This window comes from Isoptericola sp. NPDC056573, assembly GCF_042793335.1.
Classification (GTDB): Bacteria; Actinomycetota; Actinomycetes; order Actinomycetales; family Cellulomonadaceae; genus Isoptericola.
The window spans coordinates 214,763-229,648 of sequence record NZ_JBHTUY010000005.1 but is presented as its reverse complement, the minus strand read 5'-3'; the positions used below and the strand labels follow the sequence as shown (position 1 = coordinate 229,648).

Below are 14,886 nucleotides of genomic sequence, written 5' to 3'. Positions count from 1 at the left end.
GGGCGCGGAGGCCGCGCTGTTCTGGGTGCTCGCCCCGCTCATGGTGCTCGCCGCGCTCGGGCTGCTGTTCGCCCGCAAGGCCGTGCACGCCGCGGTGTGCGTGATGTTCGTGATGGTCGGGCTGGCCATCTTCTACGTGGCGCAGGAGGCGCCGTTCCTCGGCGTCGTGCAGGTGGTCGTCTACACCGGCGCCGTGATGATGCTCTTCCTGTTCGTGCTCATGCTGGTGGGCGTCGACTCCGCGGACTCGCTGACCGAGACCATCAAGGGCCAGCGCGGGCTGGGCGTGCTGCTCGGCCTCGGGCTGGTCGTCGTGCTGCTCGGCGTGGTCGCGCAGGCGACGTTCCCGCCCGCCGTCGGGCTGGCTGCGAGCGAGGAGCTCACCAACCCGGTGGCACTGGCCCGGGTGCTGCTGGGCGACTACGTCCTCGCGATGGAGGTGGTCGGCGTCCTGCTGGTCACCGCCGCGCTGGCCGGCCTGGTGCTCACGCACCGCCGCCGGCTCAGCGTGCGGCCCACGCAGCGCGTCCTCGCGCAAGCACGCGTCGCCGCCCTGCCGCACGGCAGCACGCTCACGCCGCTGCCCGCGCCCGGCGTCTACGCGCAGAACAACGCCATGGACACGCCGGCGCTCGGACCCGACGGCGAGCCGCTGCCGCACTCCGTGCCGCGCGTGCTGCGCATCCGCGGGCAGGAGCGGTCGGCGACGGCGGTCCTCGCCGAGGAGGAGACGCTCGTGGCGCGCGACGACCTGCGCCTCCTCGGCGTCGGCCCCGCGGCGGACACGACGGTCGAGCAGACCGGCGACCCGGTCGCGACGGGCGCGACCGACGAGGGCTCCGGCGACGACGACGGGGAGGTGCGCTGATGGAGATCACGAACTACCTGGGGCTGGCCGCGATCCTGTTCGCGATCGGTGCGACGACGGTGCTGCTGCGGCGCAACGCCATCGTGGTGTTCATGGGCGTGGAGCTCATGCTCAACGCCACCAACCTCGCGTTCGTGACGTTCGCGCGCATCCACGGCGACGTGACGGGCCAGGTGCTCGCGTTCTTCGTCATGGTGGTCGCCGCGGCCGAGGTCGTGGTGGGCCTCGCGATCATCATCACGATCTTCCGTTCCCGTAGGTCGGCCTCGGTCGACGACGTCAACCTGCTGCACAGCTGAGAGGCGACCTGTGGACACGCAGACGACGATGCAGACTCTCTCCCTCGCCCCCTGGCTGGTCGCGACCCCGATGATCGGCGCCCTCGTGCTGCTGGTCGCCGGTCGACGCACCGACCGGTGGGGGCACTGGCTGGGCGTGCTGGCCAGCGCGGCGACGTTCGTCGTCGGGCTGGTGATCCTGCTCGACATGCTCGGCACCCCCGCCGACCAGCGGGTGGGCACCCACACCGTGGGCACCTGGATCGACTCGGGGCCCCTGCACGTGGACCTCGGGTTCCAGGTGGACCCGCTGTCGATGACGTTCGTGATGCTCGTGACGTTCGTCGGCACGCTGATCCACGTGTACTCGGTGGCGTACATGGGCCACGACGTCGACCGGCGCCGCTTCTTCGGGTACCTCAACCTCTTCGTCGCGGCGATGCTGCTGCTGGTGCTCGCCGACTCCTACCTGCTGCTCTTCGTCGGCTGGGAGGGCGTGGGCCTGGCGTCGTTCCTGCTCATCGGGTTCTGGGACGGCAAGCGGGAGAACGCGGTCGCGGGCAAGAAGGCGTTCGTCATGAACCGCGTCGGCGACATGGGGCTCATCGTCGCGATGATGCTGCTGCTCGCGACCTTCGGTTCGCTGAGCTTCGGCACGGTGCTGCCGGCGGCCGGCGAGGGGGCGACGGCGGCCGGTCAGGGCGTCATGACGGCGATCGGCCTCATGCTCCTGCTGGCGGCGTGCGGCAAGTCGGCGCAGCTGCCGCTGCAGGCGTGGCTCGGGGACGCGATGGCCGGCCCGACGCCGGTGTCCGCGCTGATCCACGCGGCGACGATGGTGACCGCCGGGGTGTACCTGCTGGTGCGCTCGGGCCCGATCCTCGAGGCGGCGCCGGACGCGCAGCTCGTCGTCGCGATCGTCGGCGCGCTGACCCTGCTGTTCGGGGCGATCGTCGGTACCGCGAAGGACGACATCAAGAAGGCGCTCGCGGCGTCGACGATGTCGCAGATCGGCTACATGATGCTCGCCGCCGGCCTGGGGCCGGTCGGGTACGCGTTCGCGATCTTCCACCTGCTCACGCACGGCTTCTTCAAGGCGGGGCTGTTCCTCGGCGCCGGGTCCGTGATGCACGCGATGGACGACGACGTGAACATGCGGCGCTTCGGCGGGCTGTCCCGTCTGCTGCCCGTCACGGCCATCACGATGGGCCTGGGCTGGCTCGCCATCCTCGGGGTGCCGCCGTTCTCGGGGTTCTGGTCGAAGGACAAGATCATCGAGGCGGCGTTCGTCGGCGAGGGCTGGCGCCCGTGGGTCTTCGGCATGGCGGCGCTGCTGGGCGCCGGGATCACGGCGTACTACATGTCCCGGCTGTTCTTCATGACGTTCCTGGGGCGGCGCCGCTGGAGCGACGGCGGGCCCGGCGACGACGGCGCGCCCGTGCGGCACCCGCACGAGTCCCCGCGCCTCATGACCTGGCCGATGATCGTGCTGGCCGTGGGGTCGGTGGCGCTCGGCGGGATCCTGACGATGGGCGACCGCTTCGTCACGTGGCTCGAGCCGGTCACCGGGCACGCCGAGCACCACGAGCCGGTGCTCCCGGTGGGGCTGCTCATCGGGCTCACGCTGCTGCTCGTGGCGCTCGGCATCGTGCTGGCCTGGCGCCAGTACGTGGTCGCCGCGGTGCCGGTCGAGCCGCCTCCGGCGCCCGCCGTCGTGCGGGCGGCGCGGGTCGACCTGTACCAGGACGCCGTCAACGAGTCGCTGGTCATGCGGCCGGGGCAGTACCTCACCCGGGCGCTCGTGTACTCGGACCGCACGGCCGTCGACGGCGGCTGGCTGGGCCTGGCCGGCGGCATCGGGCGCCTCGGCTCCCGGCTGAGGCGGATGCAGAACGGCTACGTGCGGTCGTACGCGGCGACGATGCTCGGCGGCGTCGGCGTCGTCGGGCTGGTCGTCTGGGTCCTGGCGAGCTGAGCGGGGTGGCGGGAGCGATGGCGATGACGCCGAACACGACGCCGAACACGACGCCGAACCCGGTGTCGACGACGAAGGACGGGGAAGCATGACGATGTCCGCAGGGTTCCCCTGGCTCACGGTCCTCATCGTGTGGCCGCTGGTGGCCGCGGCCGCGACGGCCCTCACGGGCGTGGGCCGGGGCCGCCCGGCCGCCGGCCCGGTCACCGGGGGCAGGTTCGGTGCGGGCGCCGCTCGCACGGTCGCCCTGGTCGGCGCGCTGGTGGAGGTCCTCCTGCTGGTCGGGGCCTTCGCGGCCTTCGACACCGGCGACTCGGGGACCCACCAGCTCACCGAGACGTACTCCTGGATCCCGCCGATCGGCGCCAGCTATGCCGTCGGCGTCGACGGCGTGGGGCTGCTGCTGGTTGCGCTGTCGGTGGGCCTGGTGCCCCTGGTGATCCTCGCGGCCTGGCGCGAGCAGGGCGGCGACCACGTGCGGCTGCGCCGCTACCTCGCCACCGTGCTGCTGCTCGAGGCGTTCATGGTGACGGTCTTCGTCGCCCGCGACGTGTTCCTCTTCTACGTGGTGTTCGAGGCCATGCTCATCCCGGCGTACTTCCTCATCGGCGGGTTCGGGCAGGGGCCGCAGCGCCGGTACGCGGCGGTGAAGTTCCTGCTGTTCTCGCTGGCCGGCGGCCTCGTGATGCTGGTGGGCGTCATCGCGCTCTACCTGCAGGTGCCGGCCGCGGACCGCGGCCCGCAGACGTTCCTCACCGACAACCTCACGGGGCTGACGCTCGACCCGACGGCCGAGAAGCTCATGTTCTGCGCCTTCTTCCTCGCGTTCGCGATCAAGGCGCCGATGTTCCCCGTGCACTCGTGGCTGCCCGACGTCACGCAGCACTCGACGCCCGGCACCTCGACGCTCCTCATCTGCGTGCTCGACAAGGTGGGCACCTTCGGGATGCTCACCCTGTGCCTGCCGCTGTTCCCCGAGGCGAGCCGCTGGGCGGCACCGTTCGTGATCGTGCTCGCGGTGATCTCGATCCTGTACGGCGCGGTCCTCGCGATCGGCCAGAGCGACCTGCTGCGCCTCATCGGCTACACGTCGGTGTCGCACTTCGGGTTCATCGTCCTGGGCATCTTCACCTTCACGTCGCTGGGCACCGCGGGCTCCGGGCTGATGATGCTCAACCACGGCATCTCCACCGGGGCCCTGTTCCTCGTCGCCGGGTTCGCGATCGCGCGGCACCCGCGCCAGAGCCAGCTCATCGGCGACTACGGCGGCCTGCGCCGGGTGGCGCCGATCCTGGGCGGCACGTTCCTCGTCGCCGGCCTGTCCGCGGCGGCCCTGCCCGGCCTGGCGACGTTCGTCTCCGAGATCATGGTGTTCCTCGGGTCGTACGCCCGCTGGCCCGCCGCCGTGCTCGTGGCCGTGCCCGCCGTCGTCCTCGCCGCGGTCTACGTGCTGCTCACCTACCAGCGCATGTTCACGGGGGAGACGACGCCGGAGCTGGCGTCCGCGCGCGACCTCGACGGCCGGGAGAAGACCGTGGCCGGCGTGCTCGTGGGGGCCCTGCTCGTGCTCGGCCTCGTGCCCGGGCCGGTGCTCGACTACGTGCGTGCGCCGGGGGAGGTCGCCGTCGAGCAGGTCGGCGAGACGGATCCACCACCGGTGGTCGAACCGGTCGAGACCCAGGCGATGGTCGCGACGGGCTCGGCTGACGGGAGCTTCACCGAGGGGAGCCAGCTGTGAACGACTTCGTCGCCCCGACCATCGACTGGGCCGCCGTGTCGCCGGTGCTGATCGTGCTGGCGGCGGGCGTGCTCGGCGTCCTGCTGGAGGCGTTCGTGCCGGCGAAGGCCCGGCGCGCGACGCAGCTCACGCTCACCCTGGCGGCGCTCGCGGGCTCGCTCGTCGCGGTCGGGCTGCTCTGGGAGCGGGTGCAGGAGAACGCGGTGTCGGTGGTGGGCGGGTCGTACCTGCTGACGCCGTTCGGCCTGGGCGTGCAGGCCGTGATCGGCGTGTGCGCGCTGCTGGGCGTGCTCGTCGTCGCGGAGCGCACCACCACCGGCCAGGACGCGTTCGCGCCGTCCGCGGCGGCGGTGCCGGGCACGGCGTACGAGGACGAGACGCGCCGTGCGGGCCTCCAGCAGACCGAGATCTACCCGCTCCTGCTGTTCTCGACCGGCGGCATGCTGCTCTTCCCGGCCACGGACGACCTCATCGTCATGTTCGTCGCGCTCGAGGTGCTGTCGCTGCCGCTGTACGTGCTGTGCGCGACGGCGCGCCGCCGCCGGCTCCTCAGCCAGGAGGCCGCGTTCAAGTACTTCGTGCTCGGCGCGTTCGCCTCCGCGCTGTTCGTCTTCGGCATCGCGCTCGTCTACGGCTTCGCCGGCACGGTGCGGCTGCAGGGCGTGGTGCAGGTGCTCGCGGACCCGGCCGTCTCGCCGCTGGGGTCGATGACGGCCCTGGTGGTGGTCGGCCTGCTGCTGGTGCTCAGCGGGCTGCTGTTCAAGATCGGCGCCGCGCCGCTGCACGCCTGGACCCCGGACGTGTACCAGGGCGCGCCCACGCCGATCACGGGCTTCATGGCGGCGTGCACCAAGGCCGCCGCGATGGGCGCGCTGGTGCGCGTGCTGTTCACGCTGGCGAACGGGCTGAGCCCCGCCGTCCGGCACGACGTGGAGGTCGCGCTCTGGGCGGTCGCGATCCTCACGATGCTGATCGGCACCGTCGTCGGCGCGGTGCAGACCGACGTCAAGCGCCTGCTCGCGTACTCCGCGATCGCGCACGCCGGGTTCCTCCTGGTCGGCGTGGTCGGGATGGACGAGGCCGGCTCGCGGGCCGTCCTCTTCTACCTGCTCGCGTACGGGCTCGCGTCCGTCGGCGCGTTCGCCGTCGTCACGCTCGTGCGCGAGCGCACCGTGTCGGGCGACGACGACACCGCCGAGAGGGGGGCCGGTGGGCCGGTCCCCGACGACGGCGTGGTGCTGGGCGAGGCCACCCGCCTGGCGCAGTGGACGGGCCTGGGGCGGCAGGCCCCGTGGCTCACGGCGGCGTTCTCGCTGTTCCTCCTGTCGATGGCGGGGATCCCGCTCACGGCCGGGTTCGTGGCGAAGTTCGGCGTCTTCTCGGCCGCCGTCGAGGCGGGGGCGTGGCCGCTCGCGCTGCTCGGCGTGCTCGCGTCCGCCGTCTCCGTCTTCTTCTACGTCCGGGTCATCGTGCTCATGGTCCTCACCCCGCCGCCCGGCGGTGAGCAGGGCACGACATCGACGGGCGCGGCCTCGTCGGGGACGACGGACGGCGGTGAGCAGGGCGGCGGCAGCGGTGGCACCGCCACGGTGACGGGCGCCGCGACCCGCACGCTCGTCTCGCGGACGGTCGTGACGGTGGTCGGCTCGCGCGGTCCCGCGGCGTTCGCGATCGCGGTGTGCGCGGTGGGCGTGCTGCTCCTCGGCATCCTCCCGTCGGGCGCGCTGGACCTGGTCGGCCAGGCGGCGCAGTTCCGCCCCTGACGACCTCCGGTCGGCGGTCCGTCCTCGGGTCGGCCCACGTTCGCGCCGACCCCAGGACGGGTGGCCGGCCCGGCGCACCCGCCGGGGTGTCCGACCTGACGCGGCCGAGGGCCGTCTCGGTGCGGTGTTCGGCGCCCCGGCCGGATAGGTTCGGACAGTGACTCGCGCTCCTTCCGCCTCGGCCCCCCGGCCCGGGCCCACGCCGCCCCCGGCGCCTCCGGCGATCCCGCTGTCCGACCCGGCGCTCGCCGACCGGCTCGCCGAGCGCATGACGCGGGTGGACGCGGCGCTCGACGAGGCCGTGGCCTCGGCGGACGCCCTGGCCGACGACGCGTCGCGGCACCTCGTCGCGGCCGGTGGCAAGCGGTTCCGCCCGCTGCTCACGCTGCTCGCGGGCGAGCTGGGCGACGGGTCGCGCCCGGAGCTCGTGGACGCGGCGGTCGTCGTGGAGCTCACGCAGGTCGCGTCGCTGTACCACGACGACGTCATGGACTCCGCGCCGCTGCGCCGCGGGGCCCCCGCGGCGCACACCGTGTGGGGCAACTCGGTCGCGATCCTGGTGGGCGACCTCCTGTTCGCCCGGGCGTCCGCGCTCGTCGCCGGCCTCGGCCCGGAGGCGGTGGTGCTGCAGTCGCGCACCTTCGAGCGCATGTGCCTCGGCCAGCTGCACGAGACGATGGGGCCGCGTGCCGACGACGACCCGGTGGAGCACTACCTGCAGGTGCTCAGCGACAAGACGGCGTCGCTGCTCGCGACGTCGGCGCGCCTCGGTGCGATGTTCGGTGGGTGCGAGCCGGCCGTCGTCGACGCCGTGGCGGCATACGGCGAGAAGGTGGGCGTCGCGTTCCAGCTCGCCGACGACGTGCTCGACATCGCGTCCTCCGGCGACGAGTCCGGCAAGACGCCCGGCACCGACCTCCGCGAGCACGTGCCGACGATGCCCGTGCTGCTGTTGCGCCAGCGGGTCGCGCAGGGCGAGGGCTCCGCGGCGGACGCGGCGCTCGTCGCCCGGCTCGACGGCGACCTCGCCGGCGACGACGCGCTCGCCGACGTCGTCGCGGAGCTGCGGGCGCACGACGTGCTCGCCGAGACCCGCGCCCTCGCCGGCCGGTGGGCGCGCGAGGCCGCCGCGGAGCTGGCGCCGCTGCCCGACGGCCCGGTGAAGCAGGCGCTCGCCGACCTCGCCCAGGCGCTGGCCGACCGGACGGTGTGACCGGCCGCCGCGACCTGCCTCCGACCTGACTCCGGCCTGCCTCGTGACCGGGCGTCGACGGGCTAGGCGGAGGCCAGCCGGGCGAGCGTCACCGCGATCGCCGCGCCGGCGAGCAGGTACGGGCCGAAGGCCAGCGCCGTCCCGCGCGACGCCCGCCGGGAGGCCATGAGCACGATCGCCACGGCCCCGCCGAGCAGGATCGGGAGCACCGCCGCGGCGACGAGCGTCGACCACCCGTACCAGGCGGAGACGAGGCCGAGCAGCGCGGCGAGCTTGGCGTCGCCGCGCCCCATCCCCGAGCGGTGCACGAGGTGCAGCAGCAGGTACGCGCCGCCGAGCAGGAGGCCGCCGAGGAGCGCCCGCAGCGCCGTGTCCCACGTCCCGCCGCCGAGCGCCGCGAGGGCGAGGAGCGCGGCGACGACCGCCGTCGTCGGGTAGGTGAGGGCGTCCGGCAGCCGGTGCGTGCGGGCGTCGATCACCCACAGCGCGGCCCCCGCCACGGCCGCGACGACGAGCGCCGGCGTCGACCAGCCGGGTCCGCTCGCCCAGACCGCCCAGGCCGCGGCGAGGGCGGCTCCCCACGTCACCGCGCGGCGGTGGGGCGCGACCTCGGCACGGGCACGCTGGAGGATCGGGGGCACGTCGGGATGCTATGCGCCGGCGTCGGGGCGCCGGGGGCGCCGTCCACAGCCCGTCCGGCCGCCCCGGGCCGGGTCAGCCCGGGAGCGCCACGGCGTCGGCCGCGAGGACGAGCTGCACGACGCACACCACCGCCACGGCCAGGCTCAGCAGGAACGGCGCGCGGCTGTGCGGCCGCACGAGCCCCACGGTCCCGGCGAGGGCGGCCAGCACGACCGCGCCGCCGGTGAGCGCTGCCGACGCGACGGAGGGCGGGCCCGGCGGGCCGAGGAGGATCACGACGCTGCCCGCCGCCAGGACCACGGGCGCCAGCACGCTCGCGCCCCGGCGCCCCAGTCGGTGCGGCAGCCCCCGTACCCCGGTGGCGTCGTCGTCCTCCAGGTCCGGCAGCACGTTGGCGAGGTGGGCGCCGACGCCGAGCAGCGCGGCCGCGCCGACCGTCCAGCCCGCGACGACGCGACCGTCGCCCGCCGCGGCCACCACGAACGCGGGCAGCAGGCCGAAGCTCACGGCGTAGGGCAGCCACGACAGCGGCGTCGACTTGAGCCGCGCGTTGTAGGCCCAGGCGCTGCCGACCGCGGCGACGTGCAGCAGCCCCGGCACGAGCCCCGTCGCGAAGGACAGGACGACGCACCCGGTCAGGGCGGCGATGGCGGCCGTCCGGAGCGTGCGGGGCGCGACGGCGCCCGTCACGGTCGGCTTGTCCGCGCGTCCGACGCGGCGGTCGCGCGCGGCGTCCAGCCAGTCGTTGCTCCACCCGACCGACAGCTGGCCGGCGGCGACGGCCGCCGTGACGAGCAGGGCGCGGCCCCCGGGGAGGCCGACGCCGACCGCGAAGACCAGGGCCAGCCCCGTGACCACCGCCGCGGGTGCAGGGTGCGTGGCGAGCAGCAACCCGCGCACCCGTGCCGCCACGTCGCTGCCCATGACGGGAAACTACGCCTGTCGCCCCGTGACCCGGGGCAGGACGCGGGGTTCTCGCGCGGAAGGAAGGCTCGCGGCGCGCGTCTGCCGCGTCCGGCGGGGTGCCCGCGCGCGGGAGAGCGGCGCCGGTGCCACGATGCGAAGCATGTCGCGCGTCCTCGCCGTCGCCCCCGTCCTGCCCGGTCCGGCGCACCCCCAGGGGCGGATCGCCGAGATGGTCGCCCCGCTGCTGGCAGACGCGGGGCCGCGCCGCGAGCTGGCCCGCCGGCTGCACGCCGCGGCCGGGGTGCGCACCCGGCACCTCGCGCTCCCGCTCGCCGACTACGAGCGGCCGTTCGGGTTCGCGGACGCCAACGCCGTGTTCGCCCGCGAGGGGACGGCGCTGGCCGAGCGGGCGTGCCGGGAGGCGCTGGCGGCCGCGGGCGTGGAGCCGGGCGACGTCGACCTGCTGTTCTTCACGTCGGTGACGGGCGTGGGCGCGCCGTCGGTCGACGCCGGGCTGGTGGCCCGTCTGGGGCTGCGGCCCGACGTGCGCCGCGTGCCGTCCTTCGGGCTCGGGTGCGCGGGTGGCGCCGCCGGGCTGGCGCACCTGCACGAGTACCTCGCGGGGCACCCGGACCAGGTGGCGCTGCTGGTCTCCGTCGAGCTGTGCTCGCTCACGCTGCAGCGGGACGACGGCTCGACCGCGAACCTGCTCTCGTCCGGCCTCTTCGGGGACGGGGCGAGCGCGGTGGTCGTCGCCGGCGACGACGTCGTGCCCCGCGGCCCGCGCCCCGCGCCCTGGGTCGTGGACGCCCGCGGCCGGCTCTACGCCGGCACCGAGCGGCTCCTGGGGTGGGAGGTCCGGGACACCGGGTTCGGCATCGTGCTGTCGGCGGAGCTGCCGCAGCTGCTGCGGGCGCACCTCGCGGGGGACGTCAAGGACCTGCTGGCGGCGCACGGCCTGGAGCCGGCCGACGTCGGCACCTGGGTGGTGCACGCCGGCGGGCCGAAGATCGTCGACGCCGTGCGCGACGCCCTCGACCTGCCCGAGGAGGCGCTGGCCCGCACCCGCGCGACGCTGGCGGCCGAGGGCAACCTGTCGTCGTCGTCCGTGCTGCACGTGCTCGCGGCGACCCTCGACGACGGCGCGCCGCCGCCGGGCGGGTGGGCGGTGCTCATGGCGTTCGGGCCCGGCGTGGCGGTCGAGCTGGTGCTGCTGCGCGCGGCCGGCGCGGGGGCGGCATGAGCGCGGCGTTCTACGCCGCCCTGGTGCTCGCGACCGGCGTGGAGCGGCTGGCCGAGCTCGTGGTCTCGGCGCGCCACGCCCGCTGGTCGTTCGCGCGCGGGGGCGTCGAGTCCGGCCGCGGGCACTTCCCGGCGATGGTCGCCCTGCACACCGGCCTGCTGGTGGCGTGCGTCGTGGAGGTCGTCGTCGCCGACCGGCCCTTCCTGCCGTGGCTGGGGTGGCCCACGCTCGCGCTCGTCCTCGCGAGCCAGGGGCTGCGCTGGTGGTGCATCGCGACGCTGGGGGAGCGGTGGAACACGCGCGTGATCGTGGTGCCCGGGCTGCCGCTGGTGCGCCGCGGCCCCTACCGCTGGCTGGCGCACCCCAACTACGTGGCCGTGGTCGTCGAGGGCGTCGCGCTGCCGCTGGTGCACACGGCGTGGGTGACGGCGCTGGTGTTCACCGTCCTGAACGCCTGGTTGCTGCTGGGCTTCCGCATCCCCGCGGAGGAACGCGCGCTGCGGGCCGTCGAGGCCGGCTGATGTCCGGCCGCCCGCCCGAGCAGGGCGTCGACGTCGAGACGGACGTGCTGGTGGTCGGCGGCGGCCCCGTCGGCCTCGCGGCGGCGATCGAGGCTCGGCGGGCCGGGCTGGGCGTCGTGGTGCTGGAGCCCCGGTCGGCACCGGTCGACAAGGCGTGCGGCGAGGGGCTGATGCCGGGCACGCTCGCCGCGGTGCGGCGGCTGGGGGTCGACCCGCCGGGCTGGCCGCTGCTCGGGATCTCCTACCGCCAGGACGGGGTGGTCGCCGATCACCGGTTCGCGGTCGGGCCCGGTCGTGGCGTGCGCCGCACCGCCCTGCACGCCGCGCTGCACGCGGCCGCGCTCGACGCCGGCGCGTCCGTGCTTCCCCGGCGCGCCGGGGCGGTGGTGCAGGACGCCGAGGGCGCCGTGGCGGCGGGGGTGCGTGGCCGCTGGCTGCTCGCCTGCGACGGGCTGCACTCGCGGGTGCGGAGGGAGGTGGGCCTCGACCTGCGCGACGACGGGCCCCCCGGCGGCGCGCGCCGGCGCGTCGGCCGGGACCGGAGGCGGCGGTTCGGGCTCCGCCGGCACTTCCGGGTGGCGCCGTGGACGGACCTGGTGGAGGTGCACTGGGCTCCCGGGGTCGAGGCGTACGTCACGCCCGTGGCCCTGGACCTCGTGGGCGTGGCCGTGCTCGGCCCGGCGGGCGCGGACCTCGACGCGGCGCTCGCGACCCTGCCGGAGCTGGCCGACCGGCTGGCGGGCGCGCCGGCGGCCGGGCCGGTGCGGGGTGCCGGGCCCATGCGGGTGCGCAGCCGGGCGCGGACGGCCGGGCGGGTGCGGCTGGTCGGGGACGCGTCCGGCTACGTGGACGCGCTGACGGGGGAGGGGCTGCGGGTCGGGTTCGCGCAGGCGCGCGCCGCCGTCGCGGACCTCGACGACCCGGCCGGGTACGAGCGGGCGTGGTCCCGGGCCACCCGGGACGTGCGTTGGCTCACGTCCGGGCTCGTGGCGGCGGCGACGTCGCCGCTGCGCGGCCGGGTCGTGCCGGCGGCGGCCCGGGCGCCGGCGCTGTACGGCGCCGTGGTCGAACGACTGGCGCGCTGATGAAAGCCCGAGGCAACTGTGACCGATCTGCAAGACAAGCCGTTCACATGGCGGGACGGTTGTGGCACCCTGGGTAAGGCTGGACCCTGACAGGTGAGGTAAGCCTCACCCGATCGCAGGAGAATCCTCCTAGAATCGAACGCCACGCATCCCCGATCCGGAAGGCGTATCCCGCAGTGAGCAGCATCCGACCTCTGCGCGTCGCGATCGTCGGCGCAGGCCCCGCCGGCATCTACGCCGCGGACATCCTGTCGAAGACCGACCTCGACGTGAGCATCGACCTCTTCGAACGCCTGCCCGCCCCGTTCGGCCTCGTGCGCTACGGCGTCGCCCCGGACCACCCGCGCATCAAGCAGATCATCACCGCGCTGCACCGCGTGCTCGGCCGCGGCGACGTGCGCCTGCTGGGCAACGTGGACTACGGCGTCGACCTCAAGCTCGACGACCTGCGTCAGTTCTACGACGCCGTGATCTTCTCCACGGGCGCGATCAAGGACCACGAGCTGCCGGTGCCCGGCATCGACCTCGAGGGCTCGTACGGCGCCGCGGACTTCGTGTCCTGGTACGACGGCCACCCCGACGTGCCGCGCACCTGGCCGCTCGAGGCCAAGGAGGTCGCCGTGCTCGGCGCCGGCAACGTCGCCCTCGACGTCGCGCGGATCCTCGCCAAGCACGCGGACGACCTGCTGCCCACCGAGATCCCGGCCAACGTCTACGACATCCTCAAGTCCTCGCCGGTCACCGACGTGCACGTGTTCGCCCGCCGCGGCCCGGCGCAGGTGAAGTTCTCGCCGCTGGAGCTGCGCGAGCTCGGCCACGTGCCGGACGTCGACATCGTCGTCTACCCCGAGGACTACGAGTTCGACGACGGCTCGATGGCCGCCGTCGAGTCGTCCAACCAGACCAAGCAGGTCGTCAAGACGCTCACGGACTGGACGCTCGTCGACCCGTCGACGCAGAAGGCCTCGCGCCGCCTGCACCTGCACTTCCTGCACGCGCCGGCCGAGATCCTCGGCGAGGACGGCAAGGTCGTGGGGCTGCGCACCGAGCGCACGGCGCTCCAGGGCGACGGCACGGTCAAGGGCACGGGCGAGTTCCACGACTGGCCGGTCCAGGCCGTCTACCGCGCGGTCGGCTACTTCGGCTCGCCGCTGCCGGAGATCCCCTTCGACGAGCTGAAGGGCGTCATCTCCAACCGCGAGGGCCGCGTCGTCGACCTCGACGGCGAGCACCTGCCCGGCGTGTACGCCACCGGCTGGATCAAGCGCGGGCCGGTCGGCCTCATCGGCCACACCAAGTCCGACGCGTCCGAGACGATCCGCCACCTCGTGGAGGACGTCACGGGTGTGGGCGACGGCGGCGACGTCGCGATCGGCGACCTCGCGTCCGGCCGTACCGCCACGCAGGCGGACCCGCAGGCCGTCCTCGACTTCCTCGCCGACCGCGGCGTGGACGTCGTCGAGTGGGACCACTTCGTGCTCCTCGACGAGCACGAGAAGGCGCTGGGCGAGCCGCACGGCCGCGAGCGGATCAAGGTCGTGCCGCGCGACGAGATGCTCGACATCGCGAAGGGCCGCGCGTGACGGTGCGAGCCTGACGGCGGGACCGACGGATCGGCACGAGGGCCCGGGCGGGAACCGCCCGGGCTCTCGGCGCGTTCACCCCGTGACATCCTGCCGGCGCGCCGGCGCGGGCAGGGCGCACGGAAGGAGACGGCAGGACACATGGGCCACCAGCACTTCAACGGTCTCAAGACGGCGGCGCTCTTCGGCGTCATGTGGGCCGTGGTCCTCGGTCTGTGGGCGCTGTTCTTCCGCGGCAGCGCGGGCATGCTCGTCGTCTTCGTGGGGATCGGTCTGGTCACGACGTTCGTCGGCTACTGGAACTCCGACAAGATCGCGATCCGGGCGATGCACGCCTACCCGGTGACGGAGCTCGAGGCGCCGGAGATGTACCGCATCGTGCGGGAGCTCTCCACCGAGGCCCGCCAGCCCATGCCGCGCCTGTTCATCTCGCCCACGCAGGCGCCGAACGCGTTCGCGACCGGGCGCAACCCCAAGAACGCGGCGGTGTGCTGCACCGAGGGCATCCTGCGCCTGCTCGACGAGCGGGAGCTGCGCGGCGTGCTCGGGCACGAGCTGATGCACGTGTACAACCGCGACATCCTCACGTCCTCGGTGGCGTCCGCGATGGCGGGCGTCATCACCTCGCTGGCGCAGTTCCTGCTGATCTTCGGCGGCGGCGACCGGCGCGAGGGCGGCAACCCGCTCGCCGCGCTGGCCATGGCGATCCTCGCGCCGTTCGCCGCGATGATGATCCAGATGGCGATCTCCCGCACGCGCGAGTACGACGCGGACGAGGACGGCGCCAAGCTCACGGGCGACCCGATGGCCCTCGCGTCCGCGCTGCGCAAGCTGGAGTCCGGCACGGCGAAGGCACCGCTGCCGCAGACCCGCGAGCTGCAGAACGTCTCCCACCTCATGCTGGCCAACCCGTTCCGCGGCGCCGGCATGGCGAAGATGTTCTCCACGCACCCGCCGATGGCGGACCGCATCGCCCGCCTGGAGAAGATGGCCGGCGGCACGGGCTTCGGCCCGGGGGGAATCACCCGCTACTGACGCCCCGCGCGGCCGCGCTCGGGGAGCGTGGCCGAC

13 protein-coding genes are annotated in these 14,886 nt (G+C 74.5%); 11 read left to right on the top strand and 2 right to left on the bottom strand.

Annotated elements, in window-relative coordinates; genetic code table 11:
* Positions 1-40 precede the first annotated feature (40 nt).
* From ACFQ8E_RS10945 to ACFQ8E_RS10920, 6 genes are all read left to right on the top strand, one after another.
* Positions 41-868 carry an NADH-quinone oxidoreductase subunit J gene (locus ACFQ8E_RS10945; RefSeq protein ID WP_430550770.1) on the top strand — a complete coding sequence of 276 codons (828 nt, stop codon included), beginning with the start codon at positions 41-43 and terminating at the stop codon, positions 866-868.
* The gene (gene nuoK, locus ACFQ8E_RS10940; RefSeq protein ID WP_430550571.1) at positions 868-1,167 is read left to right on the top strand and encodes an NADH-quinone oxidoreductase subunit NuoK; all 300 of its coding nucleotides are present in this window, start codon (positions 868-870) and stop codon (positions 1,165-1,167) included. The genes ACFQ8E_RS10945 and nuoK overlap by 1 nt, the downstream gene beginning before the upstream one ends.
* A gap of 28 nt (positions 1,168-1,195) precedes the next feature.
* Positions 1,196-3,121: an NADH-quinone oxidoreductase subunit L gene (nuoL, locus tag ACFQ8E_RS10935; protein ID WP_430550570.1), complete on the top strand. Its 1,926-nt coding sequence runs from the start codon at positions 1,196-1,198 to the stop codon at positions 3,119-3,121.
* Between the two features lie 94 nt (positions 3,122-3,215).
* A complete protein-coding gene (locus ACFQ8E_RS10930) occupies positions 3,216-4,859 on the top strand; it encodes an NADH-quinone oxidoreductase subunit M (RefSeq protein ID WP_430550769.1) in 1,644 nt (547 codons plus the stop codon).
* Entirely contained in the window at positions 4,856-6,622 is a 1,767-nt protein-coding gene (gene nuoN / locus ACFQ8E_RS10925) for an NADH-quinone oxidoreductase subunit NuoN (RefSeq protein WP_430550569.1), read from the top strand. The genes ACFQ8E_RS10930 and nuoN overlap by 4 nt, the downstream gene beginning before the upstream one ends.
* A 268-nt stretch (positions 6,623-6,890) precedes the next feature.
* Complete coding sequence (locus ACFQ8E_RS10920; protein ID WP_430550768.1) at positions 6,891-7,835, top strand: polyprenyl synthetase family protein; 945 nt, start codon at positions 6,891-6,893, stop codon at positions 7,833-7,835.
* Between the two features lie 62 nt (positions 7,836-7,897).
* Here ACFQ8E_RS10920 and ACFQ8E_RS10915 read toward each other — a convergent pair whose 3' ends face one another.
* Both ACFQ8E_RS10915 and ACFQ8E_RS10910 read right to left on the bottom strand, forming a co-directional pair.
* Complete coding sequence (locus ACFQ8E_RS10915; protein ID WP_430550568.1) at positions 7,898-8,476, bottom strand: prepilin peptidase; 579 nt, start codon at positions 8,474-8,476, stop codon at positions 7,898-7,900.
* 73 nt (positions 8,477-8,549) lie between these two features.
* Positions 8,550-9,401: a UbiA family prenyltransferase gene (locus ACFQ8E_RS10910; RefSeq protein ID WP_430550567.1), complete on the bottom strand. Its 852-nt coding sequence runs from the start codon at positions 9,399-9,401 to the stop codon at positions 8,550-8,552.
* Positions 9,402-9,543: 142 nt separating this feature from the next.
* Between ACFQ8E_RS10910 and ACFQ8E_RS10905 the strand changes: the two genes are divergently transcribed.
* The 5 genes from ACFQ8E_RS10905 to htpX all read left to right on the top strand — a co-directional run bounded on the left by ACFQ8E_RS10905 (position 9,544) and on the right by htpX (position 14,850).
* Positions 9,544-10,626 carry a type III polyketide synthase gene (locus ACFQ8E_RS10905; protein WP_430550566.1) on the top strand — a complete coding sequence of 361 codons (1,083 nt, stop codon included), beginning with the start codon at positions 9,544-9,546 and terminating at the stop codon, positions 10,624-10,626.
* On the top strand, positions 10,623-11,147 hold the full coding sequence (locus ACFQ8E_RS10900) for an isoprenylcysteine carboxyl methyltransferase family protein (protein WP_430550565.1): 525 nt from the start codon (positions 10,623-10,625) through the stop codon (positions 11,145-11,147). Before ACFQ8E_RS10905 ends, ACFQ8E_RS10900 begins: the two co-directional genes overlap by 4 nt.
* Complete coding sequence (locus ACFQ8E_RS10895; RefSeq protein WP_430550564.1) at positions 11,147-12,232, top strand: NAD(P)/FAD-dependent oxidoreductase; 1,086 nt, start codon at positions 11,147-11,149, stop codon at positions 12,230-12,232. The genes ACFQ8E_RS10900 and ACFQ8E_RS10895 overlap by 1 nt, the downstream gene beginning before the upstream one ends.
* Before the next feature lie 176 nt (positions 12,233-12,408).
* Positions 12,409-13,815, top strand: a complete 1,407-nt coding sequence (locus ACFQ8E_RS10890) for an FAD-dependent oxidoreductase (protein ID WP_430550563.1) — start codon at positions 12,409-12,411, stop codon at positions 13,813-13,815.
* A gap of 141 nt (positions 13,816-13,956) precedes the next feature.
* Positions 13,957-14,850: a zinc metalloprotease HtpX gene (htpX, locus tag ACFQ8E_RS10885; RefSeq protein WP_429764854.1), complete on the top strand. Its 894-nt coding sequence runs from the start codon at positions 13,957-13,959 to the stop codon at positions 14,848-14,850.
* Positions 14,851-14,886 lie beyond the last annotated feature (36 nt).